General features: G+C 66.5%; 22 protein-coding genes. 6 read left to right on the top strand and 16 right to left on the bottom strand.

What is annotated here, in order from left to right:
* Positions 1–4: 4 nt before the first annotated feature.
* The 4 genes from IMZ29_RS02195 to IMZ29_RS02180 are packed head-to-tail and all read right to left on the bottom strand — an operon-like array spanning position 5 to position 5,097.
* Entirely contained in the window at positions 5–967 is a 963-nt protein-coding gene (locus IMZ29_RS02195) for an acyl-CoA dehydrogenase family protein (RefSeq protein ID WP_216179887.1), read from the bottom strand.
* 1 nt (position 968) lies between these two features.
* Positions 969–2,171, bottom strand: coding sequence for an acyl-CoA dehydrogenase family protein (locus IMZ29_RS02190; protein WP_216179884.1), 1,203 nt, complete (start codon positions 2,169–2,171; stop codon positions 969–971).
* Positions 2,172–2,178: 7 nt separating this feature from the next.
* Complete coding sequence (locus IMZ29_RS02185) at positions 2,179–4,323, bottom strand: acetate--CoA ligase family protein (RefSeq protein WP_216179882.1); 2,145 nt, start codon at positions 4,321–4,323, stop codon at positions 2,179–2,181.
* 3 nt (positions 4,324–4,326) lie between these two features.
* The gene (locus IMZ29_RS02180) at positions 4,327–5,097 is read right to left on the bottom strand and encodes an enoyl-CoA hydratase/isomerase family protein (RefSeq protein ID WP_216179879.1); all 771 of its coding nucleotides are present in this window, start codon (positions 5,095–5,097) and stop codon (positions 4,327–4,329) included.
* 481 nt (positions 5,098–5,578) lie between these two features.
* Here IMZ29_RS02180 and IMZ29_RS02175 point away from each other — a divergent pair, with 481 nt between their 5' ends.
* Both IMZ29_RS02175 and IMZ29_RS02170 read left to right on the top strand, forming a co-directional pair.
* Positions 5,579–6,547, top strand: a complete 969-nt coding sequence (locus IMZ29_RS02175; protein WP_253206668.1) for a tripartite tricarboxylate transporter substrate binding protein — start codon at positions 5,579–5,581, stop codon at positions 6,545–6,547.
* 94 nt (positions 6,548–6,641) lie between these two features.
* A complete protein-coding gene (locus tag IMZ29_RS02170; protein ID WP_216179876.1) occupies positions 6,642–7,529 on the top strand; it encodes an SMP-30/gluconolactonase/LRE family protein in 888 nt (295 codons plus the stop codon).
* 73 nt (positions 7,530–7,602) lie between these two features.
* Here the strand turns inward: IMZ29_RS02170 and IMZ29_RS02165 are convergent, their stop codons facing one another.
* A complete protein-coding gene (locus IMZ29_RS02165; RefSeq protein ID WP_216179873.1) occupies positions 7,603–8,538 on the bottom strand; it encodes a LysR family transcriptional regulator in 936 nt (311 codons plus the stop codon).
* A 103-nt stretch (positions 8,539–8,641) separates the two neighbouring features.
* Between IMZ29_RS02165 and IMZ29_RS02160 the strand changes: the two genes are divergently transcribed.
* A complete protein-coding gene (locus IMZ29_RS02160) occupies positions 8,642–9,706 on the top strand; it encodes an LLM class flavin-dependent oxidoreductase (protein ID WP_216179869.1) in 1,065 nt (354 codons plus the stop codon).
* An 11-nt stretch (positions 9,707–9,717) separates the two neighbouring features.
* Positions 9,718–10,521, top strand: a complete 804-nt coding sequence (locus IMZ29_RS02155; RefSeq protein ID WP_216179866.1) for a flavin reductase family protein — start codon at positions 9,718–9,720, stop codon at positions 10,519–10,521.
* Between the two features lie 478 nt (positions 10,522–10,999).
* On the opposite strand, the gene acs is transcribed toward IMZ29_RS02155, so the two are convergent.
* The gene (acs, locus tag IMZ29_RS02150; RefSeq protein WP_216179864.1) at positions 11,000–12,979 is read right to left on the bottom strand and encodes an acetate--CoA ligase; all 1,980 of its coding nucleotides are present in this window, start codon (positions 12,977–12,979) and stop codon (positions 11,000–11,002) included.
* 440 nt (positions 12,980–13,419) lie between these two features.
* Here acs and IMZ29_RS02145 point away from each other — a divergent pair, with 440 nt between their 5' ends.
* Complete coding sequence (locus IMZ29_RS02145; RefSeq protein ID WP_253206667.1) at positions 13,420–13,932, top strand: C40 family peptidase; 513 nt, start codon at positions 13,420–13,422, stop codon at positions 13,930–13,932.
* Between the two features lie 262 nt (positions 13,933–14,194).
* Here the strand turns inward: IMZ29_RS02145 and IMZ29_RS02140 are convergent, their stop codons facing one another.
* From IMZ29_RS02140 to ettA, 7 genes are all read right to left on the bottom strand, one after another.
* Positions 14,195–14,572 carry a DUF2325 domain-containing protein gene (locus IMZ29_RS02140; protein ID WP_253206665.1) on the bottom strand — a complete coding sequence of 126 codons (378 nt, stop codon included), beginning with the start codon at positions 14,570–14,572 and terminating at the stop codon, positions 14,195–14,197.
* A gap of 299 nt (positions 14,573–14,871) precedes the next feature.
* Positions 14,872–15,942, bottom strand: coding sequence for an ABC transporter ATP-binding protein (locus IMZ29_RS02135; protein WP_216179861.1), 1,071 nt, complete (start codon positions 15,940–15,942; stop codon positions 14,872–14,874).
* Positions 15,939–16,916 (bottom strand): ABC transporter ATP-binding protein, encoded by a 978-nt coding sequence (locus tag IMZ29_RS02130; protein WP_216179858.1) that lies wholly within the window; start codon positions 16,914–16,916, stop codon positions 15,939–15,941. The genes IMZ29_RS02135 and IMZ29_RS02130 overlap by 4 nt, the downstream gene beginning before the upstream one ends.
* 15 nt (positions 16,917–16,931) lie before the next feature.
* Positions 16,932–17,846 (bottom strand): ABC transporter permease, encoded by a 915-nt coding sequence (locus IMZ29_RS02125; protein WP_216179855.1) that lies wholly within the window; start codon positions 17,844–17,846, stop codon positions 16,932–16,934.
* A complete protein-coding gene (locus tag IMZ29_RS02120) occupies positions 17,846–18,829 on the bottom strand; it encodes an ABC transporter permease (RefSeq protein ID WP_216179851.1) in 984 nt (327 codons plus the stop codon). The genes IMZ29_RS02125 and IMZ29_RS02120 overlap by 1 nt, the downstream gene beginning before the upstream one ends.
* A gap of 207 nt (positions 18,830–19,036) precedes the next feature.
* A complete protein-coding gene (locus IMZ29_RS02115; protein WP_216179848.1) occupies positions 19,037–20,608 on the bottom strand; it encodes an ABC transporter substrate-binding protein in 1,572 nt (523 codons plus the stop codon).
* 266 nt (positions 20,609–20,874) lie between these two features.
* A complete protein-coding gene (gene ettA, locus IMZ29_RS02110) occupies positions 20,875–22,545 on the bottom strand; it encodes an energy-dependent translational throttle protein EttA (RefSeq protein ID WP_216179845.1) in 1,671 nt (556 codons plus the stop codon).
* 214 nt (positions 22,546–22,759) lie between these two features.
* On the opposite strand from ettA, the gene IMZ29_RS02105 reads away from it, so the two are divergent.
* Positions 22,760–24,364, top strand: a complete 1,605-nt coding sequence (locus IMZ29_RS02105) for a tannase/feruloyl esterase family alpha/beta hydrolase (protein ID WP_216179843.1) — start codon at positions 22,760–22,762, stop codon at positions 24,362–24,364.
* A 109-nt stretch (positions 24,365–24,473) separates the two neighbouring features.
* Here IMZ29_RS02105 and IMZ29_RS02100 read toward each other — a convergent pair whose 3' ends face one another.
* The 3 genes from IMZ29_RS02100 to IMZ29_RS02090 form a co-directional block, all read right to left on the bottom strand.
* Positions 24,474–25,778 (bottom strand): tetratricopeptide repeat protein, encoded by a 1,305-nt coding sequence (locus IMZ29_RS02100; RefSeq protein ID WP_216179841.1) that lies wholly within the window; start codon positions 25,776–25,778, stop codon positions 24,474–24,476.
* Between the two features lie 94 nt (positions 25,779–25,872).
* Positions 25,873–26,184 (bottom strand): HigA family addiction module antitoxin, encoded by a 312-nt coding sequence (locus tag IMZ29_RS02095; RefSeq protein WP_216179839.1) that lies wholly within the window; start codon positions 26,182–26,184, stop codon positions 25,873–25,875.
* A gap of 9 nt (positions 26,185–26,193) precedes the next feature.
* Positions 26,194–26,472 carry a type II toxin-antitoxin system RelE/ParE family toxin gene (locus tag IMZ29_RS02090; RefSeq protein WP_216179837.1) on the bottom strand — a complete coding sequence of 93 codons (279 nt, stop codon included), beginning with the start codon at positions 26,470–26,472 and terminating at the stop codon, positions 26,194–26,196.
* Between the last annotated feature and the right edge of the window lie 11 nt (positions 26,473–26,483).

Below are 26,483 nucleotides of genomic sequence, written 5' to 3'. Positions count from 1 at the left end.
GCCGTCAGGCCGCTTGAATGAATTGGCGGCCGATGTCCTGGGTCAGCTTGCCGCTGCCGAACGCCGCGTCGATCTTGCGCACATCGCGCAGGGCCACGTGCAGGGGCAGCTCCCACGTAAAGCCCATGCCGCCATGCAGATGGATGGACTTCTCCAGGACGAAGGCCGCGCTGTCGATGCTCACGGCCAACGCCGTCAACGGGCTGCGAGCCGCGCCGAACTCATCGGGCGAGAGCACGCGGTGCACGCTGGCAGACGCCGCCTCCCATTGCAGACGCATGCGCGAGAGCCAGTGACGCACGGCCTGCTTGGCCGACAGCGGACGGCCGAACTGCACGCGGGTGGCCATGTAGCTCGCCGTGCGCTCAAGGGCGCCCTGGGCCGCGCCATTGAGCCACGCGGCGGTGAGCACCTGGGCATCGTGGATGAGCGCCGCGTAGGCTTCGGCATCCAGCGTGGCCACGGTGCGCGCACCCTTCAGATGGATCCAGGCCTGCGGGCGCTCGGGATCCAGGGCGGGATCGCTCTCGATCTCAAGGCCATGCACCTCGATGAGCGCCGCCCCGCCCTGGCCGTCGGCCACGAGCACCCAGTCGCACTCGGCGAGCTGGCGCGCGTGCCCGGCCATGCCTTGTGTCAGGTCGCCCTGCCAGGCAATGGTGGCGAGCTTCTCACCTGCCACCAGCGCAGCGGCCTCGGGCGAGCCCGCGAGCGCCTTGGCCAACACCAGGCTTTCCACGAGCGGCACGCCCACTTGACCCATGCCGCCCGCCTGGGCGATCGGCACGGCGAAGTTCAGGCCGAGGCCCAGGCCACCGTCGTCCTCCGCGGCACCCACGCCGATCAGGCCGGCCTCGGCCAGCACCTTGGCGGCCTCGCGCACCGAGCGCCCTTGCGCGTCCTCGATGGCGGCTGCGGCGGCCTCCGCGAGTTCCTCAGGGCGCAGGCTGTCGTCTTGCATCGTCATGTCAGAGATCCTTGGGCAGTTGCAGGATGCGTTGGGCGATCACGTCCAGCTGCACTTCCGACGTGCCGGCGTAGATCGTCTCGGCACGAGCAAAAAGATACGCGGTGGTGAAGTGCTTGCGGGCCCGGCGCGCGAGCGGGCTGGAGCCCGGGTTCACGTGGGACACGAGCTGCAGCGCGAGCGATGCGAAAGCCTGGTGGCACTCGGACCAATACAGCTTGGTGAGCGAGCCGCGGGCACCGATGCCCTCGCCCGCCATCATCAAGTCCACCGTGCGCTCGACCAAACCCTTGTGCGCATCGATCTGGGCCACGACCTCGCCGATGCGGCGCTGGTAGTAGCCATCGTCCAGCAGACGCGAGAGCGCCGGATCGGACTTGCACGCCTGCACGAGCTGGCGCAGTTCGCATTCGAAGCGCCACGGGCGGTACATGCGGTTGGTGGCGCGTTCGATGCCGAGCACGCGGATCGCCGCACTCCAGCCTTCGTCCTCGGCACCCAGGCGGGCGCTGTCGGGCACGACCACGTCATCGAAGAACACTTCGGCGAACGAATCCTTGCCGTCGATGGACTTGATCGGCACCACGCGGATGCCCGGGGTATCCATGGGCACGGCGAACATCAGGAGGCCACGGTGCTTGTCGGCCACGACGCCGGTGCGGGTCAGCAGCAGGCAGTAATGCGCCTTGGCCGCGCCGCTCGTCCAGATCTTCTGACCGTTGATGCGCCAGGAATCGCCTTCCTGGACGGCCTTGGTGCGCAGGCGGGCGAGATCGGAGCCGGCATCCGGCTCGGAGAAGCCCTGGCACCAGTACTCGCGCATCTCGAGGATGGCGGGCAGGAAGGCCTGCTTCTGTTCCTCGGTGCCGACGGCCATGATGATCGGGCCCGCGAGCTCCTTGCTGATGGAGCTCACGCTGTCCGGCATCGCGAGCGCGCCGATCTCCTTGTTCACGGCCAGGTGCTCGCGCAGCGACAGGCCGTAGCCACCGTACTGCTTGGGCCAGGTCATGCCCGCCAGGCCGACCTGGTACATGGCGGCTTCCCAGTCGCGGCACTCGGCCAGCGTCGGGTTGCGGTATTCCAGGCTGTCCGCACGCATGTGAGCGGGCAGATTGGCCTGCAGCCAGGTGCGCGCATGTTGCCGGTAGGCATCGCGCGCGGATGCGGGATCCGGGATCGCGACGGTAGTGTCGTAGGTCATGGTTCTCTCAATGCGTGGACGGGGCCGTGGCACCCGTCGGAATCATCAGCGCGTCGAGTACGACGACACCTTCCCCTTGCGGGCGCACCAGCACGGGGTTCATGTCGATCTCGGCAACGTCATCGGCGTGGCGGCACGCGAATTCGGACAGGCGCGCCACTGTCTGTGCGGCAGCGGCCACGTCGGCCTTGGGCTGGCCGCGCGCGCCATCGAGCAGAGCGAAGAGCTTCAGACCGCGAATCATGGACTCGGCCTCCGCCACGCTCACGGGTGCCGTCTGCACGGCCACGTCCTTGAGCACCTCGGCATAGATGCCGCCCATGCCCACCATCACGACGGGGCCGAACACCGGATCGCGCGAGACGCCGGCGATGAGCTCGACGCCGCCTTGCGCCATCGGGGCGACCAGCACGCCGTCGATGCGCGCTTTCGGCGCGTGCTGCTGCGCCGAGGCCAGGATGCGGGCATGGGCGTCACGCACCGCGGCCGCGTCGGCCAGGCGCAGGGCCACGCCACCGATCTCGGTCTTGTGCTGGATATCCTCGGAAGCGATCTTGAGCACCACCGGGTAGCCCAGGCGATCGGCCTGCGCCACGGCGTCGTCGGCCGAGATGACGAGCGCTTCGGGCAGCACGGCAATGCCCGCGGCGCCCAGCGCCTGCTTGGCATGGAATTCGTTGCGGAACACCGCCGGATCGACCGGCGCTCGCGCGCCGGTGTAGGCGGATGCCTCGCCCAACTGGGCGAGACGGCCCAGGCGCACCAGGCCGGCCGTGCCTTCGGCCGCGGCGTCGATGCTGGCGAACACCGGAATGCCCAGCGCACGGATCTGCGCCACGGCATCGGCCGGGCCGCTGCTGATCACCATCAGCAGGCGCTCGGGATGATCCTGGCGGATGCGGGCCAGCGTTTCCATGTACACGCCGCGCAGGCGCTGGTTGTGCAGCGCGAGCGACATGAAGAGCACGGTGGCGTCGCTGTTGGGCTCTTCCAGCAATGCGGACAACATCTTGAAGAGAATGTCCGGGCGGCTCGACATCTGCGCCGAGGCATCGACGGGATTGTTGGTACCTGCGCTCGGCACGGCCTCGCGGATGCGCGCCTGCGTGTCCGGGCTCAACGCCGGCAGTTCCATGCCTGCCTCGCTCATGGCATCGGCCATCATGATGCCAAAGCCACCGGAAGCCGCCACGAGTGTGACCTTGTCACCGGCAGGCAGGCGGCCGGGCATCAGCTGCGAGGCGGCCTGGCCCACGTCCAGCAGCGCTTCCAGCGAATAGACGCGCAGCGCGCCATGCCGACGGAACACGGCATCGATGACGGCATCGGACCCGGCCAATGCGCCGGTGTGCGAAGCGGCGGCCGCCTGACCCAGCTCGGTGGCGCCGATCTTCAGCACGATGACGGGCTTGTTGCGCGCACGGGCGCGTGCCAGCGCGTCGATCAGGCGATCGGCGTCGCGGCACGTCTCCATGCAGCACAGGATGACGCGGGTGTTCTCGTCCTCAGCCAGCGCGGCGATGCCGTCGGCCACGTCCACATCGGCTTCATTGCCGGTGGCGATGAAGCGCGAGAGCCCCAGGCCGCGCTGCACCACGTTCTGCACGGTGAAGCTGCCGATGTTGCCGGATTGCGAGACGATGCCCACGTGGCCCGCGGCCGGCATGTTCTCTTCGAGCACGATGGAGAACGAGCCGATGGCCGCGTTGGTGGTGCTGACCGTGCCCAGGCAGTTTGGCCCGAGCAGGCGGATATTGGCCTCTCGCGCGATGGCGACCAGCTCGTCCTGCATGGCCACGCCTTCCGGGCCAGCCTCGGCAAAGCCGGAGGACAGCACGACGGCCGCACGCACACCGCGCGCGGCGCAGTCACGCAGCGCATCCGCGGTGGCCTGCGCCGGCACGGCGAGGATCGCCATGTCGGGCGCCGTAGGGGTGTCGCGCACGGAGGCGTACGACGTGAGGCCCTGCACCTCGTCGGCCTTGGGGTTGATCGGGTAGATCGGGCCGGCGTAGCCGTACTTCTTCAGCAAGTGGACGGGGCGTCCGCCGATCTTGGTGATGTCACCGGAAGCGCCCACGATGGCGATGCCTTTAGCATCGAAGAAGGCGTCCAGGCCCGTGCCGGGTGCGAGTTGGTCAGTGCGCGCCATGGATCAGCGGCCCTTGAACTGCGGCTTGCGCTTTTCGAGGAAGGCCATGCGGGCTTCGCGGGCGTCTTCCGTCTTGGACAAGGCGTAGGTGAATTCCTGCTCGAAGCGGTAGGCATCGCGCTGCGGCATCACGTCCACCATGTTGGCCGCACGCTTGGCGTAGACCAGGGCGAGCGGGGCCTTTTGCGCGATCTCGAGCGCAAGCTCCATCACCACGGGCATCAATTCCTCGGGCGGCAGCACGTCCTCGAGCACGTTGCGACGCAGCAGATCATGGGCCGTGAGACGCTGGCCCGTGAAGAACATGCGGCGCAGCGTGGAGCGGCCAAAGAGCGTGCGCAGCATGGAGGCGCCGCCGGCCAGGCCCACGTTGATCTCGGGCATGCCGAAGGTGGCCGTCTCGGAGGCGTAAAGGATGTCGCACGCGGCGACCAGACCCATGCCAGCGCCGAGCGCGGTGCCGTTGACGGCGGCGATCACGGGCTTGGCGCACTCGCGAATCGCGTTGCCCGTCTCGCGCGTGATGCGGTTGTGTTCGAGGAAATCGCCGGCCACGTCGGCATCGGGGCGATCCTTCAGATCGGCGCCAGCGCAGAAGACCGAGCCATTGCCCGTGAGCACGGCGCAACGGATGTCTTCGCGTTCGGAGATCGCGTCGAACGTGGCGACGATCTGGCGGCGCATATCGCGATTGAGGGCATTGACGGGCGGGCGATCCAGCGTGACGACAGCCACGCCATCGGCCACATCCAGGCGAACGACGGTATCGGTCATGCGGCCCCCCGCGTAGTGCATTGCAGGACGTCGATGCGCCCCATGGCGTTCGTCTTCATGATTGCCTCTCCGTTTTTAAGACTGCGATGTCGACGGCCCGGGAGCCGTGCATGCAAGGATTATAGGGACGCACATTCCGTCAATTTGTGGTGGAAATCTCCGTTCTGTCCTGCGCAAAAGCCCCATAGTCGCGGCTGCTGGCGCATTGGCCTTGCGAGCGCAAGAGCATCCAAAGGACATGATTCCCGCCAATCCCGTTCAAACACACCTGCCGATTCCGGGGGTATTCGCAAGCATGCGCCCCCGTATGATAGGCAGCACATGAGGGCTGCCACGACAGCCCACGGGGGACACACCACGGGCGGCAGGCGCCGTCCACGCGGGTCATGCGCCCCCTTCACCCATTCCACGCGGCCGATGCCTCGGCGCCCTTTCGGGTGCGCGGCATCCACATCGCGGCTCTATCGGAGGAGAACCCGACATGTTGGGCTTCAAGCGTTTTGGCTTCATCACCACCGCCGTCGCCATGATGACGGCGCTCGCGGCACCCGCCGCGCAGGCAGAGCGTCCCATCTCCATCGTCGTGCCCTACGCTGCAGGCGGCATCAACGACAACTTTGCCCGCATGCTCGCCAAGGGCATGGGCGAAGAACTCAAGCGCACCATCATCGTGGAGAACAAGCCGGGCGCCAATGGCGTAATTGGCGCGAACTACGTGGCGCGTGCCGAGCCGGACGGCACCACGCTCCTGATCGGCGGCACCGGCCCGATCTCGCTGAACGTGCTGCTGCGCCCGAACCTGCCCTTCGGCTTTGACAGTTTCGAATCGGTGGCCCTGCTCTTCGAAGGTCCGCTCACGCTCACGGTGCCGACCAAGCTCGGCGTCAATTCGATTCCCGAGCTGGTGGACTACAGCAAGAAGAACGACCAGCCGCTGCGCTACGGCACCCTGGGCCCGGGCAGCGTGGGCGATCTGTATGGCCTATTGGTGGCCAAGGCGCTGGACGTCAACGTGCTGAGCGTGCCGTACAAGAACATTCCCTCCTCGCTGATCGACTTGATGGGTGGGCTGGGCGATCTCAGTTCGGCCACGCCCATCGCACTGGTCGAACACCAGAAGTCGGGCCAGGTGAAGATGCTCGCGATGAGCACCCAGGAGCGCGACCCGTCCTTCCCGGACGTGCCGAGCGTGGCCGAGCTCGGTTATCCGCAACTGGTGTCCACGTACTGGACGTCGCTGCATGCCCCGAAGGGCACGCCCAAGGAACTGGTCGAGGCCTACTCCGCCGCGGCCATCAAGGTGGTGCAGAGCCAAGATTTCCGTGACCTGCTGCGGCGCAATGGCCAGATGGAAAAGACCGGCGGCCCCGCCGCACTCGACGCACAGATCCAGGCCGACGTCGAACACTGGGGTGCGATCATCAAGGAAAACAACATCGTCCTGGATTGAGCGCTCGCCCCAACGGGTCGGCATCCCGCGCCACGGCCTCGATGGCCGTGGCGTTTTCCATGGTCCTATCTATATATAGAGAGAGTGCGTCACGATGACTTCCGACATCACCCGGTTCGGCACGGTGGACACGGCCCTGGGCGAATGCCCGATCTGGGATGCGCAGACCCAGTCCCTCTGGCTCATGGATTGCCGCGCAGGACGCATCCACCGGCTGGACGCCCACACGGGCGAGGGTCCGCACTGGGAACTGCCCCCGCCCACCGGCTCCTTCGCGCTGAACACCGATGGACGAGTGGTCGTGGCCTTGAAGGAAGAGGTCGCACTCTATGATCTGGACAGCGGCGAGCTCACCCGCCTCGCGCGCATCCACGACAGCCACCCGCAGGTGCGGCTGAACGACGGCGTCAGTCTGGCCGACGGCAGTTTCGTGGTGGGCACCATGCACGCGGGCCGCGAGCCCGGCGAGGCCCCGCTGGGCGGCTTGTACCGGCTCGCGCCGGACGGCAGCTTCACGCGGCTCGCGCAAGGACTCGGCGTGGTCAACGGTCCGCGCCCCACGCCGCACGGCGATGCCCTCGTCGTGGCCGACAGCGTCGCGCGCAAGATCTACCGCTATGCCTGGCAGGCCGACGGCAGCCTGGGCGATCCCAGCGTCTACATCGACACCACCGCCGTGGACTCCGCCCCGGACGGCGCCTGCTTCGACACGGACGGCGGGCTCTGGACGGCGCTCGTGCTGGTGGGGGCGATTGCGCGGTTCGGGCCGGACGGCACCCTGACCCACCGCATCGACCTCCCGGTGGCCCACCCAGCCTCGCTGTGCTTTGGCGGGCCGGATCTGGACGAACTCTACGTGACGACGATCCGGGACAGCGGCCGTCTGCGCGCGGATGGCCCGCTCGATGGCGCGGTGCTGCGCGTACGGGGCTCCGGCTTTCAGGGCACGACGGCACCGCGCACGCGGATCGTGGCCGGCTGAACCAGGCTCGGCAAGCCGGGCGGCATCACCCCATCGCGTCTTGCGGGCGCAGCTGAGGCGGTGCTCCGGCCCTTCAGTTCGCGGGCTTGCGATAGGCCTGGAAGCGCTGGTCCTTGCCGGACACGCGCGAGGCCACGAAATCCAGGAAGAGCCGGATCTTGGCCGGGATCATGGGCGTGTCGAGGATCGTCGCATAGATGCCTTCCTCGAACGTGGTGTTGGTGACGCGGAACTCGGGCAAGAGGCGCACCAGGGTGCCGCGCGCCACGTCGTTGGCAATGGTGTAGTCGTCCAGCAGGGCGATACCTTCCCCCAGGCGGGCGAGTTCGAGCAGCGCCATGCCGGTATTCGACACGTGCCGCGGTTTGATCGCCACCTCCTCGACGCCATCGGGCGTCATGAAGCGCCACACGTAGTTGTCTCCGGGCAGCAGATACGGCAGGCAGTGGTGCTCGGCCACCTGGCGCGGCTCGGTCAGCGGCGGCATGGACGCCACGTAGGCCGGCGAGGCGACCAGATGGCGCTCGCTCTTGAAGAGGATGCGGCGCTTGAGCCCCGCCTCGACAGGCGGCGCAATGCGAAAGTCGATGTCGATCTGCTGGCGGCGCAAATCCGCCTTGGTCTCGGCCAGCAGCAATTCGATGTGGATGTCGGGATATTGCGTGCGGAATTCGGCGATCAGCGGGGGCAGCACGCCCAGGCCGAACATCATGCGCGAATGCACCCGCAGCGTGCCCTTGGGGGCTGCCCGGATGGCCGTGATGTTGTTGTGGGCCTCATTGATGCTCCAGAGGATGCCCTCCAGTTGACGGGCGTACTCCTGCCCTGCCTCGTTCAACACCACCTGCCGCGTCGAGCGCAGCAACAGCTTCACGTTCAGTTCGTTCTCGAATTCCGTGATCATCCGCGACACCGAGGTGGCGGACACGCCGAACAGCCGCGCCGTCTCCGAAAAGCTCTGGGTGCGCGAAATCGACAGAAAAAGCTCCATCGCGCGAAGACGGTCCATGATTCCTCCGGAATTTGCAGCTCAGAACGCTTGTTTTCGGTTATTCCGCATGATACCAAGCGCAATCTAGAATGCCTCAAAACCTGACAACGGAGGATTCATCATGGAATTCGGGGTGTTCATTCTGGCCCAGCAACGGGGCTACCATCAGACCTCGCAGCAGGTCATCAACAATTCCATCGAGCAGACCGTCGTTGCCGAGCAGGCCGGCTTCAACACCGCCTGGTATGCCGAGCATCACTTCAACAACTATTCGCTGTCGCCCTCGCCGCTCATGACGGTGGCGCATGCCGCTGCCAAGACGAGCCGCATCCGCCTGGGCACGGCCGTGTGCATCCTGCCGCTGTACCACCCGGCGCGCTTTTTGGCCGAAGTCGGCTTCGTCGATACGGTCTCGAACGGCCGCCTGGAACTGGGCGTGGGTTCGGGCTACCAAGAGTTCGAATTCGAGCGCTTCGGGGTGGACATCGCCAACTCGGGCGCCATCTACAACGAATTCCTGGACATCCTGCCCAAGGGTCTGAAAGAGAAGATCTTCGAGTACGAAGGCCAGTTCCTGAAGGTGCCGCCGAGCTCGATCGCCGTGCGTTGCATCCAGGATCCGATGCCGCCGATCTGGGTGACCTCGGGCAATCCGCTCACCCTGGCCCGCGCCGTGCGCGAGGACTACAACCTCTTCGTGACCTCGCTGCTCAACGGCAACGACGCGATCGCCAACCTGCGCGGCCGTCTGGAGAAGATCGCTGCCGACGAAGGCAAGGATCTGGACCGCGACGTGAAGTTCGGCTTCCTGCGCTGTGGCTACGCCTCGGACAACAGCGCCGAGATCGACTCGTACCTGGACAACGCGCGCTTCCAGCGCCGGATCTCCGAGAGCCTGAAGTACCGCCGCCAGCAGTCCGAAGACGGCTACATGGTCAAGGAAGTGCCGTCCGAGACGGATCTGTCGTTCGAGCAGCTGCGCCAGAACCTGCCCGTGGGCTCGGTCAATCAGGTCATCGACAAGATGCTGGAAGAGATCTGCATCCTGCGTCCGAAGCACATAGCGCTGCAGACGCAGCTGGGCGACTTCGACCAGAAGACGATGCTCAAGCAGATCGAACTGTGGGGCGACAAGATCATCCCCGCGATTCGCAAGGAAATCGACCAGACCGCTGACGCGGCCTAAGGAGCTGAACCGTGCGCATTCACCTGACCAATGCCGGCGCGATCACCCTGCGTGATCCCGCAGACTTCCGGCGGCTCGACGTGCTGATCGATCCTCAGCCTCAGGACCGGCTTGAGCAGGCGATCGCACGTATCGGCCGGCGCGAGGACGAAGACCACATCCGCCTGGCCGCCCCCGTGCTGCGTTTTCTGTCCAACCAGGCCGGCGATCCGGACTGGGAAGCAGGCTTTGCCAACATGGTGGCCTACGCGACCAAGGCGGGCTGGGTGGACGCCGATGGCCACATCCGCGCCCATATCACCCGCAACGACGCCGACGACGTGGTGTCGCTGGCGGAATTCAAGGCGGCCATGCGTGGCCTGCCGGGCGGGATCAGCATCATCACAACGGGCGCGGGCGAATCCGTGGCCGGCATGGTGGTCTCCAGCCTGACCTCGATCTCGGCCGAGCCGCCCATGGTGGGCTTCTTCGTGCACCAGACCTCGTCGATGCATCGGGTGCTGCTCGCCAATGGCCGCTTCGTGGCGAACATCCTGGGCGAGTATCACGAAGGCGTGATGTCCAGTGTGCTGTGCGCCCCGCAAGGCCCGGCCCGCTTCGCCACCGGCGCCTGGGACGTGAGCCCGGAGGGCATGCCCGTGCTCACGGATGCCGTGACGAGCCTCGAATGCGAGATCCTGTGCACGCAGACGCTCGGCACGCACGATCTCATCGTGGGCAAAATCCGCCGCACGACGTGCAGCGATGCGAGCCCCGTGGTGCATTACAAGGCAGCCACGCATCGGTTGTCGCAGTGCGAGCCCGCTGTGGCCTGACACACGGCTACCTGAGAGCCCAGAGCGTTCGGCCGTGCCGGCGCTCGCGACACGGCGCCTGGCAACCCTGCCTGGCGCCGTTTGCGTTGGACGCTACCTGCGCACGAGGAGCCAGGAGGCCTGACTCTGCCCCCAAGGGGACAAGGCAGTCAGACTGACTGCGTCGATGCGTGCGCCAAGCTTGCGCCTGACGCATAAGGGACGACCACAAACGCAAAAACGCACCGTCTAGGTGCGTTTGTCATTTGGGTACTTCCGCGTTGTCGAGGGGGGAGTGACCGGGACTTCCTCCGTCCCCGGCCACCCCGGATTCCTCTTTCATTCTTATGGGTTACTGCCGCTGCGCCATTCGGCGTCTATGCCCCATGCAGGGTGTCGTCTCCTCCACTGCATGCGTCAAATTATGAGCTTATGCACCGGGATGTTCACTAGGTGAATACCCTATGCACCATTGCGACGCATGCACAGCGGCCACGATTCAATGCGATTTGCCGAGTTGCTGGAGGATGGCCGGGTTCTCGAGCGTGGACGTGTCCTGCGTGATCTCCTGCCCCTGGGCCACCTGGCGCAGCAGCCGGCGCATGATCTTGCCCGAACGGGTCTTGGGCAGATTCTCGCCGAAACGGATGTCCTTGGGCTTGGCGATCGGCCCGATCTCCTTGCTCACCCAGTCGCGCAGGGTCTTGGCCACGTCCGGCGCCTCGCTCTCGTCCACGGATTGCTTGAGCACCACGAAGGCCACCACGGCCTCGCCAGAGACGTCGTCCGGGCGACCCACCACGGCGGCCTCGGCCACCAGAGGATGCGCCACCAGCACCGATTCCACCTCCATGGTGCCCAGACGGTGCCCGGAGACGTTCAGGACGTCGTCGATGCGGCCCATGATCCAGAAGTAGCCCTCGGCGTCCCGATGGGCCCCATCGCCTGCCAGATAGATGTGGCCGCCCATCTCCGGCGGGAAGTAGCTCTTCTTGAAGCGCTCAGGATCGCCCCAGACGTTGCGGATCATCGAAGGCCATGGTCGCTTGACCACCAGAAAGCCGCCCTGCCCCTGCGCGACGGGGCCACCCGCCTCGTCCACGATGTCGGCCATGATGCCGGGCAGCGGCATGGCGCAGGAGCCCGGCTTGGTGGGCGTGGCGCCCGGCGAAGGCGTGAGCATGTGCCCGCCTGTCTCGGTCTGCCACCAGGTGTCCACCACCGGGCAGCGCTCGCCGCCGACTTCCTTGTAGTACCACATCCAGGCTTCGGGATTGATCGGCTCACCCACCGAGCCGATGATGCGCAGGCTGGAGAGGTCGAACTGATTCGGATGCACCTTGACATCGCTGCCGGCCGCCTTGATGAGGGAGCGGATGGCCGTGGGCGCCGTGTAGAAGATGCTGACCTTGTGCGCCTGGATCATGCGCCAGAAGCGCGCGCTGTCCGGGAAGGTGGGCACGCCTTCGAAGATGACCTGGGTCGCGCCTGCGGCGAGCGGCCCATAGGCAATGTAGGTGTGGCCGGTGATCCAGCCCACGTCGGCCGTGCACCAGTAGACGTCCTCCGGCTTGAGATCGAAGGTCCATTCCATCGTCAGCTGCGACCACAGCAGGAAGCCCGCGGCCGCATGCTGCACGCCCTTGGGCTTGCCGGTGGAGCCGGAGGTGTAGAGGATGAAGAGCGGATGCTCGGCGTTGACCGGCACCGGGGTGTGCGTCTCGGCCTGGCCCGCCTCGACCTCATGCAGCCAGGCGTCGCGGCCTTCGGTCCAGGCCACCTCGTCGCCCGTACGGCGATACACGATCACCTGGCGCACGGCCTCGCAGCCGCCCATGCCCAGGGCTTCGTCCAGGGCAGGCTTCAGGGGAATGGTGCGCCCGCCGCGGCGCTGCGCATCCGCCGTGATGGCAAGCACGGCGCCCGTGTCGACCAGGCGCTCGTGCAGGCTCTTGGCCGAGAAGCCGCCGAAGACGACGGAATGGGTGAGCCCCAAGCGCGCGCAGGCCTGCATGGCCACGACGGCCTCGATGGACATCGGCAGGTAGATGATGACGCGCTCGCCGGCCTGGTAGCCCGCTGCCTGCAGCGCGTTGGCGAGGCGGCAGACGCGCGCATGGAGCTCGCGGTAGGTGACGCGCGTGACGGTGCCGTCATCCGCCTCGAAGATGATTGCCGTCTTCTCGGCATTGCCGTTGGTGAGGTGCTTGTCCAGGCAATTGGCCGAGACGTTCAGCTCGCCGTCGGCAAACCAGCGATAGAAGGGCGCGTCCGACTCGTCGAGCACGGTTTTGAAAGGTGTGGTCCAATCCAGCTTCTCGTTGGCAAGCCGCCCCCAGAAACCCGTGAAATCGCGCTCGGCTTCTTCGCACAGCGCGCGGTAGGCCGCCATGCCCGCAATGTTTGCCTGCTGCGCCAGGGATTCGGGCGGCGGGAAGACGCGGTTCTCGACCAGTACGGATTCGATTGCATTCGCCATCGGGTGACCTTTCTCGTTGTGGATTCCGGGCCGTGCCGTCTCGGGGGCACGGTGTACAGCCTGCGGCTTTCCTCGATGATAGCGCCCTGCCCGTACAGGCGCAGTTGGACCAAAGTCGGGCCTGCCCCCACACGCCATCTCGCTGCCGTTACATTTGTGGATGAGCAGAATGTGACCAATGCGATTACATCTCGTCTCACGTAACGCTGTAAGGTGTGAAACCTAAGCCATTGATTCATTGACTTTTAAAACTGACAGCATGTATTGTCTAGCCTGCCTGTCGGTTGTATCCGCAGTTTTCCCCTTTTTTCATGACGTGCCGGGCGGTCCGCAAGCCGCGCCATTCCTCTCCTTTTGCCCTCGCCACCATGATGAACGCCACGTTTCCCGCACAATCGAACGCATCGTCTTCAAAGGGGAGCTGGCTCGTCGGACTAGGAATGGCACTGCTGCTGCTCACGGGCTGCGCCAGCACCACGCAGCCCACCGCCGAACTCACGCCCATCAAAGCCGCGCCCGAAGCGCGGCTTTTTGCGTATGGCGAAACCGACGAGATCGGTGTCCTGCTCACCCGCATTGACCGTCGCTCGCCGGCCGCCATCCTGGAAGGCACGCTGGACAAGCCCGGCGCCAAGGATGCGGATTTCGTGGGCCAGGCGCTGGCCTACCTTGGTACTCAATACAAGTACGGTGGCGCATCGCCTGACGCCGGCTTCGATTGCAGCGGTCTCGTCTGGTACATCGCCCGCAAGTCGCTGGGCCTGCACCTGCCGCGCAGCGCGGCCGACCAGGCCAAGCAAGGCCAGCAGATCGCCCGTGCCGAATTGAAGCGTGGCGACCTCGTCTTCTTCAACACGATGGGCCGCCGCTACTCGCACGTCGGCATCTACGTGGGCAATGATCGCTTCCTGCACGCCCCGAGCTCGGTGGCGAAGTGCGCGTGGACGACATGACCGGCCGGTACTGGAAGAGCCGCTACAACGGCGCCCGCCGCCTGCCCCAGGCGGCCACGCAGCTGGCGTCGGCTCAACGCTGATCCGGATCTTCTGCCACGGCACCCCAGCCGAGGCCCCATGAGAAAAGGCGAGCCGATGGCTCGCCTTTGTCATTTCGGGGGGGCGGCGATGCCGGCGCGGTGGTCCGTGGCCACCGCCGGTGGCCTTGCCCGCAACGCGACATCATGGCCACCGCAGCGGGCTGCCCTGCCCTCGCCGTTCACTGCCGACGCATCACCCGCACCACCTTCTCCTGCGCGGCGTCACGCCCGCAGGCCTCGCCGTTGCCATCGCACAGGCCACAGTTCTCCAGCGCCTGCTGCATGCTGCACACCGAGCGACGGCAGGCCACGACCCGGATGCCGGAGCGCTGCGCGGCTTGGCGGAAGGTCTTCATGACGTTGTGGCCGAGGAAATCCGTGAGCAGGATGACGAGCTCGGTGCCGCTGGGCAACTGCAGCGTCTTCTTCTGGTGGGATGGATCCCGGCCACTGATGTGGTGGGTGATCGCGATGTTCAGCCGCTTCAACAGATCGGGGATATTGCCGAGGCGGTCGGCGCCTACGATGACGGCACTGAGGGCTGCTGCGTGAGCCATGGGTCGCTCCCGGGTGGATGGAATGCTGAAGATGATAATTATTCTCATCGCAATAGGCAATCCAAATGAGAACGATTGTGATTTATTTAATTTATCGATCTCCAGGAAACGATTCAGGGCCGGCACGCAGCCGGCCCCGGTGTTCAATGCAGCATCGAGCAGACGGCGACGTCCTGCCACGCCCCGCGCCCGGTCGTCCCGCAGGCAGAAAGGCCGAGTGGCTCGGCCACCTGACCAAACTGGCCTGTGCCCGAGCCGGGACGACGGTCAGGCGGCCTGCTGGCCCGCCCCCCCCCTCGTCAGGGAGTGGCCTCGACCGCGATCGGCACCACGGGCCGCCCCGCGCTCTCGGCTGTCGGCGACATGACGTCAGGCCAGCCCTGCGCGACGCCATGGCACGCCACCTCGGCGTCACCCTTTGCCGGCAGGAACGCCGGGGCTTCCTGGCGGCACACGTCCCGCGCATGCGGGCAGCGCGGGTGGAAGGTGCAGCCAGGCGGCGGATTGAGCGGATTGGGTACCTCCCCTGCCACCGGCGTGCGGGCGTGTCCGCCGCCGCGGATATCCGGAATCGCCGACAACAGCATCCGCGTGTACGGATGCAGCGGCCGCGCAAAGAGGGAATCCCGCGGCGCCAACTCGACGATCCGGCCCAGGTACATCACGCCGACCCGGTCGGCCACGTGATGCACCACCGCCAGGTTGTGCGAGATGAAGAGGTAGGTGAGGCCCAGCTCGCGCTGCAAGTCCTTCATGAGGTTGAGCACCTGCGCCTGCACGGACACGTCCAGGGCCGAGGTGGGCTCGTCGCACACGAGGAATTCCGGCCGCGCCGCCAGTGCCCGCGCGATCGAGATGCGCTGGCGTTGGCCGCCCGAGAACTGGTGCGGGTAGCGTGTGCGGTCGGCCGGGTCCAACCCGACTTGGCGCAGCAAGGCGTCCACCCGCTCGCGTTTCTGTGCGGATGTCATGTCCGCCAGGGCGTTGAGGGGCTCGGCGATGATCCGCCCCACGCGCCAGCGCGGGTTCAGGCTCGCGTAGGGATCCTGGAAGATCATCTGCCGACGCCGCCGCAGCGCCTGCGCCTGCGCGCCATGCACCGACGTCAGCGAGCGCCCGTCGAAGCGGATGTCGCCCCGGGTGAGGCCATACAGCCCCACCAGCAGGCGAGCGAGCGTGGACTTGCCACAGCCGGATTCACCCACCAGGGCCAGCGTCTCGCCCTTGCGAATGGTGAAGGTGACGCCGTCGACCGCGCGCAGGTCCACGCGCGGCCGGCGCGAGATCATGCGTTCGAGCCAGGGCGGCGAGACGTCGAACCAGCGCGCGGCGTCGACGACTTCCACGAGCGGGGTAGCGGGCTTCGTCATGCGGCCTCCTGATGCATGTCATGCAGCCAACAGGCCGCCCGCGAGGCGCCCGCGGGCAGCAGCTCGGGACGCTCGCGCGTGCAGCGCTCCATGCGCTGCGGGCAGCGCGGATTGAAGGCGCAGCCGGGCGGGATGGCCGTGAGCCGCGGCATGCTGCCGTCGATCTGCACGAGCCGCTCGGCGTGGGCTTCGAGCGACGGAATCGAGCCCATCAGGCCGCGCGTGTACGGGTGCGCCGGACGATGGATGACGTCGGCCACCGGCCCGATCTCGGCCACACGGCCGGCGTACATCACGGCCACGCGATCCGCCGTCTCGGCGATCACGCCCATGTCGTGCGTGATCAGCATGACGGCGGTGCCCTGCTCGCGGCACAGACGCTTGAGCAACTCGATGATCTGCGCCTGGATGGACACGTCCAGCGCCGTGGTGGGCTCGTCGGCCACCACGAGCTTGGGTTCGGCAGCCAGCGCCAGGGCGATCACGACGCGCTGGCGCATGCCGCCCGAGAACTGGTGCGGATAGTGATCGATCCGCTCGCGCGCCGCCGGGATGCCGGTGGCGGCAAGCAATTCGACCGCGCGCTCGCGCGCCTGGGCCCAGGACAGGTCCAGGTGCGTGACGATGGTCTCGGCGATCTGCCGCCCCACGGTGTAGAGGGGGTTGAGCGAGGTGAGCGGATCCTGGAACACCGCGCCGATCTGCCGCCCGCGCACACGGCGCATGGCCTCGGGCGGCAGGTTGTCGATGCGCTTGCCATCGAGCAGGATCTCGCCCGAGGCGATGCGCCCCGGCGGCTCGAGCAGCCCGATGATCGACGCACCCGTGAGCGATTTGCCCGCACCGGACTCCCCGACGACGCCCAGCACCTCGCCTGCGGCGATGGTGAAGGACACGTCATCCAGCGCGCGCAGCGTGCCGCGGCGCGAGGGAAATTCCACCTGCAGGTGGCGAACCTCCAGCAATGGGGTCATGGAAGCTCTCCTTGTCTAGTTCAGCCGAGGGTTCAGGGCATCACGCAGCCAATCACCCAGCAGGTTCACGGACAGCACCAGCAACACCAGGGCCAGGCCCGGGAAGATCACGATCCACCACTCACCCGAGAAGAGGAAATCGTTGCCCACGCGGATCAGGGTGCCCAGCGACGGCGAGGTCGCCGGCACGCCCACGCCGAGGAAGGACAGCGTGGCTTCGGTGATGATGGCGGTGGCCAGGTGCACGGTGGCGAGCACCATGACCGGGCCCATGACGTTGGGCAGCACGTGGCGGAACATGATGACGCCCGCCGGCACGCCGATCACGCGGGCGGCCTGCACGTACTCGCGGTTCTTCTCGACGAGCGTCGAGCCGCGCACCGTGCGGGCGTACTGCGGCCAGCCGGCGAGCGCGATGGCCCCCACCAGCACCGGAAAGGCGATGGCATCGTGGTTGCCCGTGCCCACCACGGCGCGCACCACACCATCGATCAACAGCGCGATGAGAATGGCCGGGAACGAGAGCTGGACGTCGGCCACGCGCATGATGAAGGCGTCCGTGCGGCCTCCGGCGTAGCCGGAGAGCAGGCCCAGGGCAATGCCGATCACCATGGACAGCGCCACCGAGGCGATGCCGATGAGCAGCGACACCCGGGTGCCATAGAGCAGCGCCGAGAAGAGATCACGGCCCTGGCTGTCCGTGCCGAGCAGGTAGCTCACCTGCCCGCCATCGAGCCAGGCGGGTGGCAAGAGGGCATCCAGCAGGTTGAGCGTGGCCAGATCGAACGGGTTGTGCGGGGCGACCCAGCGCGCGCCGAAAGCGCCGACCATCAGGACGACGAAGAGCACCGTGGCGATCACCGCCACCGGGGTATGGCGCCAGGACCAGGCGAGATCGCTGTCCCAGGCGCGAGCGAGAAGACGTTTCATCAGTGGCCTCCCGCAGAGCGCGCCAGGCCCAGCCGGGGATCGACGACGGCGTAGAGCAGGTCCACGACGAGGTTGATCACCACGAAGACCAGCGCGATCAGACAGAGATAGGCCGCCATGACCGGCACGTCCGCGAACTGCACCGCCTGGATGAAGAGCAGGCCCATGCCCGGCCACTGGAACACCGTCTCGGTGACGATGGCAAAGGCGATGATGCCGCCCAGTTGCAGGCCGGTGATGGTGATGACGGGCACCAGGGTGTTCTTCAAGGCATGCCCGAAGTGGATGGTGCGCTGGCGCAGGCCGCGCGCCCGGGCGAACTTGATGTAATCCGCGCGCAACACCTCGAGCATCTCCGAGCGCACGAGACGCAGCACGAGCGTGAGCTGAAAGAGCGAGAGCGTGATGGCCGGCAGGATGAGGTGTTTCCAGCCCGAGGCCGTGAGCAGCCCCGTCGTCCAGAAGCCGAGATCGACGACCTCGCCCCGGCCATAGCTGGGCAGCCAGCCCAATTGCACGGAGAACACCAGGATCAGCAGGATGCCGATGAGAAACGTGGGGAGCGACACGCCCAGCAGGGAGAACGCGAGAATGCCCTGCGCGAGCCAGCTTTTTCGGCGCAGCGCGGTGTACACGCCCAGCGGTACGCCCACGACAAGGGCGAGCAACGCGGCAGCCACGGACAGCTCCACGGTGGCGGGCAGGCGATCGGCGAGCAGTTGCGAGACCGGCTGGCCCTGACGCAACGAAAGGCCGAAGTCGCCCTGCGCGGCATTGCCCACGAAGCGGGCGAACTGCACGGGTGCGGATTGATCCAGGCCCAGGGAGCTGCGCAGTTGGGCGCGGCTCTCTGGCGTGGCGTCCTGCCCCAGCATGATGGTGACCGGATCGCCGACATAGCGAAACAGCATGAACGCCAGCAGGGCCACGGTCAGCATGACGACCACGGCCTGGATGAGGCGTCGGAGAATGAAAGCAAGCATAGGCGTTACCGGGTCTGCCGCGCGGATACCGCGACAAACGGGAAAATGCCCCTCGGGGGGGCGTCTGACCGGAGAATGCCCGGCGGCGGCAGCGCTTATGGCCTGCGGCGCCAGCGGCCTCGGGACGTCGAATGCGCTCTTGTGACTTCAGAATGCAGCGCGGCGCGCGACGGCCGTGGGACCGTCGCGCGCCGTCAGGTCACGCCATCAGTTGACGACCACCCACTCCATGGTCAGCCGGTTGTCGGCACGGTGCACCACGTCGACGTTCTTCTTCATGGCCCAGGGGATGACCTGGTCATGCAGAGGAATGTGGCCGAACTCGCTCGCGTGGATCTTCAGCACTTCGTGGATCGCGGCGTTGCGCTTGGCCTCGTCGGTCTCGACCTTGATCTGGTCGATGAGCTTGTCCACCTGCTCGTTCTTGTAGTGGCCGTAGTTGAACGAGCCGTCGGCGCCCTGGCCCTTGCTGCGGATCAGGCTTTGCAGCGTGTAGAGGGCGTCGAACGTGGGCACGCCCCAGCCGAACATGTAGGCGCTGGTGTCGTAGGACTGCACCTTCGGGAAGTACGTGGCACGCGGCATGGCGTTCAGGCGCGCCGTCACGCCCACGCGCGCCCACATCGCGACGATGGCCTGGCAGATGGCTTCGTCGTTGATGTAGCGGTTGTTCGGGCAATCCAGCGTGAAGTTCAGGCCTTCGGCGTAGCCGGCTTCCTTGAGCAGCGTCTTGGCGCGTTCGGCGTCGTAGGGCACGCGCTGGGCGAGTTCCTTCGTCCAGCCCTGCACCTGCGGGGCGATCATGGTGCCGGTGGGGGCGGACAGCCCGCGCATCACCGCCTTCTTGATGGCTTCGACGTCGATGGCCACGTACAGGGCTTCACGCACGCGCGGATCGGCGAACGGGTTCTTGCCCTTGATGGTGGAGTACTTCAGTTCCGGGCTCTGCTGATCGAGGCCCAGGTAGATCGTGCGGTACTCGTTGCCCTCGACGACCTTGGCCTGCTGGCGCAGGCGGTCCAGATCCTGGGCGGGGGGATCGAGGATGAAATCGATCTCGCCCGAGAGCAGCGCGGCGGTGCGCGTGGCGTTCTGGCGGATGGGGGTGTACACCACTTCCGTGACGTTGCCCTTCTTCTCGCCCTTGCCCCACCAGTTCGGGTTCTCGGTGTAGACGGTGCGCACGTCCACTTCTCGGCTCTTCAGCTGATAGGGGCCGGTGCCATTGGTGTTGCGCGCGGCGAAGGTCTCTTCGTTCTTGGTGAAATCCTGCGGGACGCTGGCGTTGTTCTTCTCGGACCAGTTCTTGTCCATGATGAAGAGGTTGGTCAGCTGGCGCAGCAGGACGGGATTGGGCCCGTCGGTGATCACTTCCACGGTGTGATCGTCAACCGTCTTCACGTCCTTGATGCCGCCCACGTACAGTTTGAAGTGCGAGGTGGGCGCCATGGCGCGCTTCAACGAGAACACCACGTCTTCCGAGGTGAAATCATTGCCATCGTGGAACTTCACGCCCTGGCGCAGGGTGAAGCGCCAGGTGTCGGGGGACGTCTGTTCCCAGGCCGTGGCCAGCGCCGGCACCAGATTGAACTCGGCGTCGTACTGCAGCAGCGGCTCGTAGACGTAGCTCGAGGCCGCGATGGTCATGCCTTCGTTCTGGGCGTGAGGATCCAGGGTGAGGATATCGCCCTGGCTGGCCCAGCGCAGGGTTTTGGCCTGGCCGGCGAGGGGCAGGACCAGGGCAGCCGTGACGGCAACCGCAAGGAGAGAACGACGCATGAAGACTCCTGATCGATGACAGTCGGATGACGACTGTTTGCTGCGGGATGTTGCAGCAGGCAGAACAGGGCGTCAATGGTGTCGACCGAGTGCAGGAGGGCACTTGGTGATATTTGCTTAAGACGCAAATCCGTGCCGCGGAAAGATCGTCATCGCTGACAAAGTTTCCGAGACAACTTGCGCGGCTCGCAAAATCCGCGATCCGGGGATAGACCGGATCCTGTGGCGCTGGCAGGCCTGGCCCGCAGGGGGCCAGGCCACGCCGGTTACTTCGTGAGCGGCTTGTAGCGGATGCGCTTGGGCTTGGCGCCCTCTTCGCCCAGGCGGCGCTTCTTGTCCGCCTCGTATTCCTGATAATTGCCATCGAAGAAGACGACTTGCGAATCGCCTTCGAAGGCCAGGATGTGCGTGGCGATGCGGTCCAGGAACCAGCGATCGTGGCTGATCACCATGACGCTGCCGGCGAATTCCAGCAGGGCGTCTTCCAGGGCACGCAGGGTTTCCACGTCCAGATCGTTCGACGGTTCGTCCAGCAACAGGAAGTTGCCGCCAGCGGCCAGCGTCTTGGCCAGGTGCAGACGGCCACGTTCGCCGCCCGAGAGCTGGCCGGCGAGCTTGCCCTGGTCGGCGCCCTTGAAGTTGAAGCGGCCCAGGTAGGCGCGCGCCGGCATCTCGAAGCGGCCCACGGTGATGAGATCCGCGCCGTCGGAGACCACGTCGAACACCGACTTGTTGGATTCGAGGGCGTCGCGGTGCTGGTCCACGTAGGAAAGCTGCACCGTCTGGCCGATGGTGACGCTGCCCGTGTCCGGCTGCTCCTGGCCCGCGATCATGCGGAACAGCGTGGATTTACCCGCGCCGTTGGGGCCGATCACGCCGACGATGGCGCCCGGCGGCACCTTGAAGCTCAGGTTGTCGATCAGGAGGCGATCGCCGTAGGCCTTGCTCACATTGGTGAACTCGACCACCTCATTGCCCAGGCGCTCGGCCACGGGAATGAAGATTTCCTGGGTTTCGTTGCGCTTCTGGTACTCGTGCGAGCTCAGTTCCTCGAAGCGGGCGATACGTGCACGCGACTTGGCCTGGCGGCCCTTCGGGTTCTGGCGCACCCACTCCAGTTCCTTCTTGATCGTCTTCTGGCGGGCCGATTCGTTGGACTCTTCCTGCTTCAGGCGATCTTCCTTCTGCTCCAGCCACGAGCTGTAGTTGCCCTTCCACGGAATGCCGTGGCCGCGGTCCAGTTCCAGGATCCATTCGGCGGCGTTGTCGAGGAAGTAGCGATCGTGGGTGACGGCCACCACGGTGCCGGAGAACTTGGCGAGGAATTGCTCCAGCCAGTCGACGCTCTCGGCATCCAGGTGGTTGGTGGGCTCGTCCAACAACAGCATGTCGGGCTTGGACAGCAGCAGGCGGCACAGGGCCACGCGGCGCTTCTCACCGCCGGACAGATTGCCGACGACGGCATCCCAGGCCGGCAAGCGCAGGGCGTCTGCCGCGATCTCCAGGTGGTGATCAGCGTCGCCACCCGAGGCGCCCGCCGCGATGATGGCTTCAAGCTCTGCCTGTTCGTTGGCGAGCGCATCGAAGTCCGCATCCGGTTCGGCATAGGCGGCATAGACTTCGTCCAGACGCTTCTTGGCGGCGAAGACGTCGCCCATGCCCTCTTCCACCGCTTCACGCACCGTGTGCGCGGGGTTGAGCTCGGGCTCCTGCGGCAGATAGCCGATGCGCAGGTTGGGCATGGCCTGGGCCGTGCCTTCGATGTCGGTATCGACGCCGGCCATGATGCGCAGGACGGTGGATTTGCCAGAGCCGTTCAGGCCCAGCACGCCGATCTTGGCGCCAGGAAAGAACGACAGGGAGATGTCGCGCAGGATCTGCCGCTTGGGCGGCACGACCTTGCCGACGCGGTGCATGGTGTAGACGAATTGGGCCATGGCGGACTCGAAAGACGGGTTCGGGCAGGAAACCCTGGATTGTAGGCCACGGGCGTGACGCGCCCGAACGCGCTGCGTCGCGCGCCGCGCGGCCACCCGTCTGCCGGGCCGCGGGCGCGTGGACGCATCGCTGCCGCTGTCGTCCTCGCGGAGGACTGACAGGCCCACGGGCGCCGGGCGATGATGAAAGAAAAACAACCACCGAGGAGACACGATGCCCCCGCTTCCCTTTCGCCTGAGCGCCGTGTGCGCGCTGTTCCTCGCTGCCGGCTGCGGCGGCGATTCCGATGCCAGCCCCACGGGCTCGGCCGATGCCTGCGCCGCCTTTGCCAGGCATACGTTGGCCGATGCCACCCTGCGTACCGAAACCGTCACGACGGGCACGGCCCCCAGCGGTGCCGCGCTGGTGCCACACTGCCGCGTGACTGGCAGCATGCACCCGCGTACGGGCGTGGACGGCAAGCCCTACGCCATCGGCTTCGAGTTGCGTCTGCCCGATGACTGGAATGGGCGCTTCCTCTTCCAGGGGGGTGGCGGCAACGATGGCGTCGTGCGCCCCGCGCTGGGCACCCAGGCCACCACCTCGCCCGCCTTGAACCAGGGCTATGCCGTCGTTTCCACCGACGCGGGTCACGAGGGCACCGACGCGAGCTTCGGTCTGGATCCGCAGGCCCGGGTGGACCACGCCTACAACAGCTACGACAAGGTGGCTGTCGCGGCCAAGGACCTCATCCAGGCCTACTACGACAAGCCGACCGAATACTCGTACTTCATCGGCTGCTCGGGCGGCGGACGCCAGGGCATGATGTTCACGCAACGCTTTCCGGACTACTTCGACGGCGTGATCGCCATGGCCCCGGCCATGACCGTGGCGCGTGGCGCTGCCATCGCGTCGGCGCACAGCAGCATCGAGCTCACCGCCATCGCCCCGCGCAATGCGGAGGGCGCGCCGATCCTCGCCAAGGCGCTCACCAACGCCGACCTCGGCGTGCTGCGCGATGGCATCCTGGCGCAATGCGACGCCAAGGATGGCCTGGCCGACGGCCTCGTGAGCAACCCGGCGGCCTGCCAGTTCGACGTCAAGGCACTGCAATGCGCGCCCGGCCAAACCGACGCCTGCCTTACACCGCAGAAGGTGAACACGCTTGCGCGCATCTTCGCCGAGCCACGCAACAGCGCGGGCGAAGCGCTCTATGCGGCCTGGCCCTGGGACGCCGGCGTCGGCCACCCTGCCAACGACTGGCGTGGCTGGAAGCTCGGTACCGCCGAGGGCCCCGTGCCGAACGCCCGCAACGTGACGCTGATCGGCGACGCGATGGCGCACGAGTTCTTCACCCCGCCCCAGCCGGACTTCAACATCCTGGATTTCGACTTCGATCGCGACCCGCCCCGGATGGATGCCTACGCCGCCATCTACAACACCGCGGCCGACGCGCGCCTGGACGCCTTCAAGGCGGCTGGCGGCAAGCTCCTGATGGCCACGGGCATGGCCGATCCGATCTTCTCGCCGCTGGAGACGATCGATTACTTCGAACGCCTGCAGGCGTCACACCCGGCGGATGGCGCGGACTTCTCGCGTCTTTTCCTGATTCCGGGCATGGCGCATTGCCAGGGCGGTGCGGCCACCGATCGCTGGGATGGCCTGGGCGCGCTCTCGCGCTGGGTCGAGCAGAAGCAGGCGCCTGACGCCATCGTGGCATCGGGCACCACGGTGTATCCGGGACGCACCCGGCCACTGTGCGCCTACCCGGCCTACGCCCGCTACGACGGCAAGGGTGACCCGGAGAAGGCGGAGAGCTTTCAGTGTGTGACGCCGTGAGGGTCGTGGCGGGGGGCTGAGCCCCCTACTACCGGGTGCGGCGACGCGACGCCGCCGCGTCCGACCCGTGCGGCCAGCCTACGCCACAGGCACCGGCAGGCTGGACTTCTCAGCCCAGCGTGCGAAGCACGGCGTACCAGCCCGGGATCGGCCGAGTCTGGTCCTCACGGATCGGTGCTTCGGTCAACGACAGCACCTCGAAGCCGTGCGCGTCCGCCAAGGTGCGCAGATAGTCGTCGCCGTGGCGATACGTGAGGCTGGGCGCGAGCGCATACGTGCTGCCCGGCTCGCCCTTCTCCACCGTGAAGGCCAGCAGACCACCGCTTCGGAGCACGCGGCGCGCGCCGGCGAACACCGGGGCAAGATCCCCCAGGTAGATGAAGACGTCGGCGGCAGCCAGCACATCGTGACGCTCGTCCGTGCTCGCCAGATGCTCGGCAAGGTCGGCCTGGGTGACCGCGTCGTAGAGGCCGCGGGCGCGGGCGCTCTCCACCATCGCGGCCGAAACGTCCACGCCATGCAACGCGCGCGTCACCGGGCGCAGGAGCGAAGCGCACAGGCCGGTGCCGCATCCCAGATCCAGGATCGAGCCCACCGGCGCGGGGATCTGCGCGGCCAGCTGCTCGACCAGATGCGTGTGCCCTTGATAGCGCAGCACATCGACGAGGTGAGCATCGAAATCCGGCGCATAGTTGTCGAAGAGCGATTCCACGTAACCCCGCGGGGCCGCCGCCGGGGCCTTGCGGCCCGTCACGGAAGCGAGCAGGAAACCATTCAACTCGGCATCCGCCCCCAGCGTGATCGCACGCTCGAAGGCATCGGCAGCATCTTCGGCCTGACCCAGCTGCTTCAGGATGGCCCCGCGCCGGCTCCAGGCATGCGCCACGTCCGAATCGATCGCGAGGCAACGGTCGAAGGCCGCCAAGGCCTCGCCCTGGCGATCCTGTGCGAGCAACGCCTCGCCCTGGTGCAGCCAGGCCTGGGCATGGCCGGGTTGCTGCCGCGTCCAGTCCGTGAAGGCCGCGAGCGCATCGCCGTGGCGGCCCAACCGCTGCAACGCCAGGCCGCGATGTCGCAACGCCGGCACGCAGGCCGGGTCGAGCGCCAGGGCCTTGGCGTCGCTTGCCAGCGCCTCGTCGAGCCGACCGAGTTCGCCCAGCGCCACTGCCCGGTGGCACCACGCCTCGACATTGTCCGGCTCGGCGGCAGTGGCTTCCTCCAGCAGTGGCAGTGCCTCGGCAGGACGCGCGAGCCGCAGCCGTGTCGCGGCCAGATTCGTGAGCGTGGACGGCCGCCCCGGCAGCGCCGCGAGCGAGGCCGAGAACGCCGCCTCGGCCTCGGCCAGGCGATCCGCCTCGAAGTGTTGAATGCCTTCGAGGAAGCGGGTCTTGGCGAGTTCGAAATCAGCGGTCATGCGCGAGAAGCTCCAGGGCGGGCGGAAAGCCTTCGATCATAAGACCAAAGCGTTTGGCTTCATGCATCGACCTGTGGTCCAGCCCGCTGGCTGCTCAAGCCGTCGCAGGCCGCCGAAAGACACGAATCCTGGACGCGATCATGTCACGCGAGGTCCGCGCGGCGACACGCATGTCAAACTCCGTTTGCAGATTCATCCAGAACCGCGGCTCCATGTCGAAGAACAGCCCAAGGCGCAGCGCGGTATCTGCCGTGATAGGGCGTTTGCCATGGATCAGTTCGCTGATGCGGCTGGGCGACACGTCGATATCCGCTGCCAACTGCCGTGACGTGATCCCCATGGGCTTCATGAAATCTTCCAGCAGAATCTCGCCGGGGTGGATGTCTTCAAGGTATTCGGCCGTCATCTCTCGCTCCTAGTGATAATCCACGATCTCGACGCGATATGCGGCCTCGTCTTGCCAAACGAAGCAGATGCGCCATTGGTCATTGATGCGGATGCTGTGCTGTCCCTGCCGATTCCCTCGCAGCGACTCCAGTTGATTACCAGGAGGAATTCGCAAACTCGCCAACACTGACGCGGCATGCAATTGCAAGAGCTTGCGCCTTGCCACACGCTCGATGTTCTTGAATCGGGGGACAGGCCGACTGAGAAACAGCGCTTCCGTGTCAGCGCAAATGAACGAGCGAATCATGCTGCCATGAT

The organism is Verticiella alkaliphila, assembly GCF_018904615.1.
Lineage (GTDB): Bacteria > Pseudomonadota > Gammaproteobacteria > Burkholderiales > Burkholderiaceae_B > Verticiella > Verticiella alkaliphila.
This window is presented reverse-complemented; position numbering and strand designations above follow the sequence as displayed.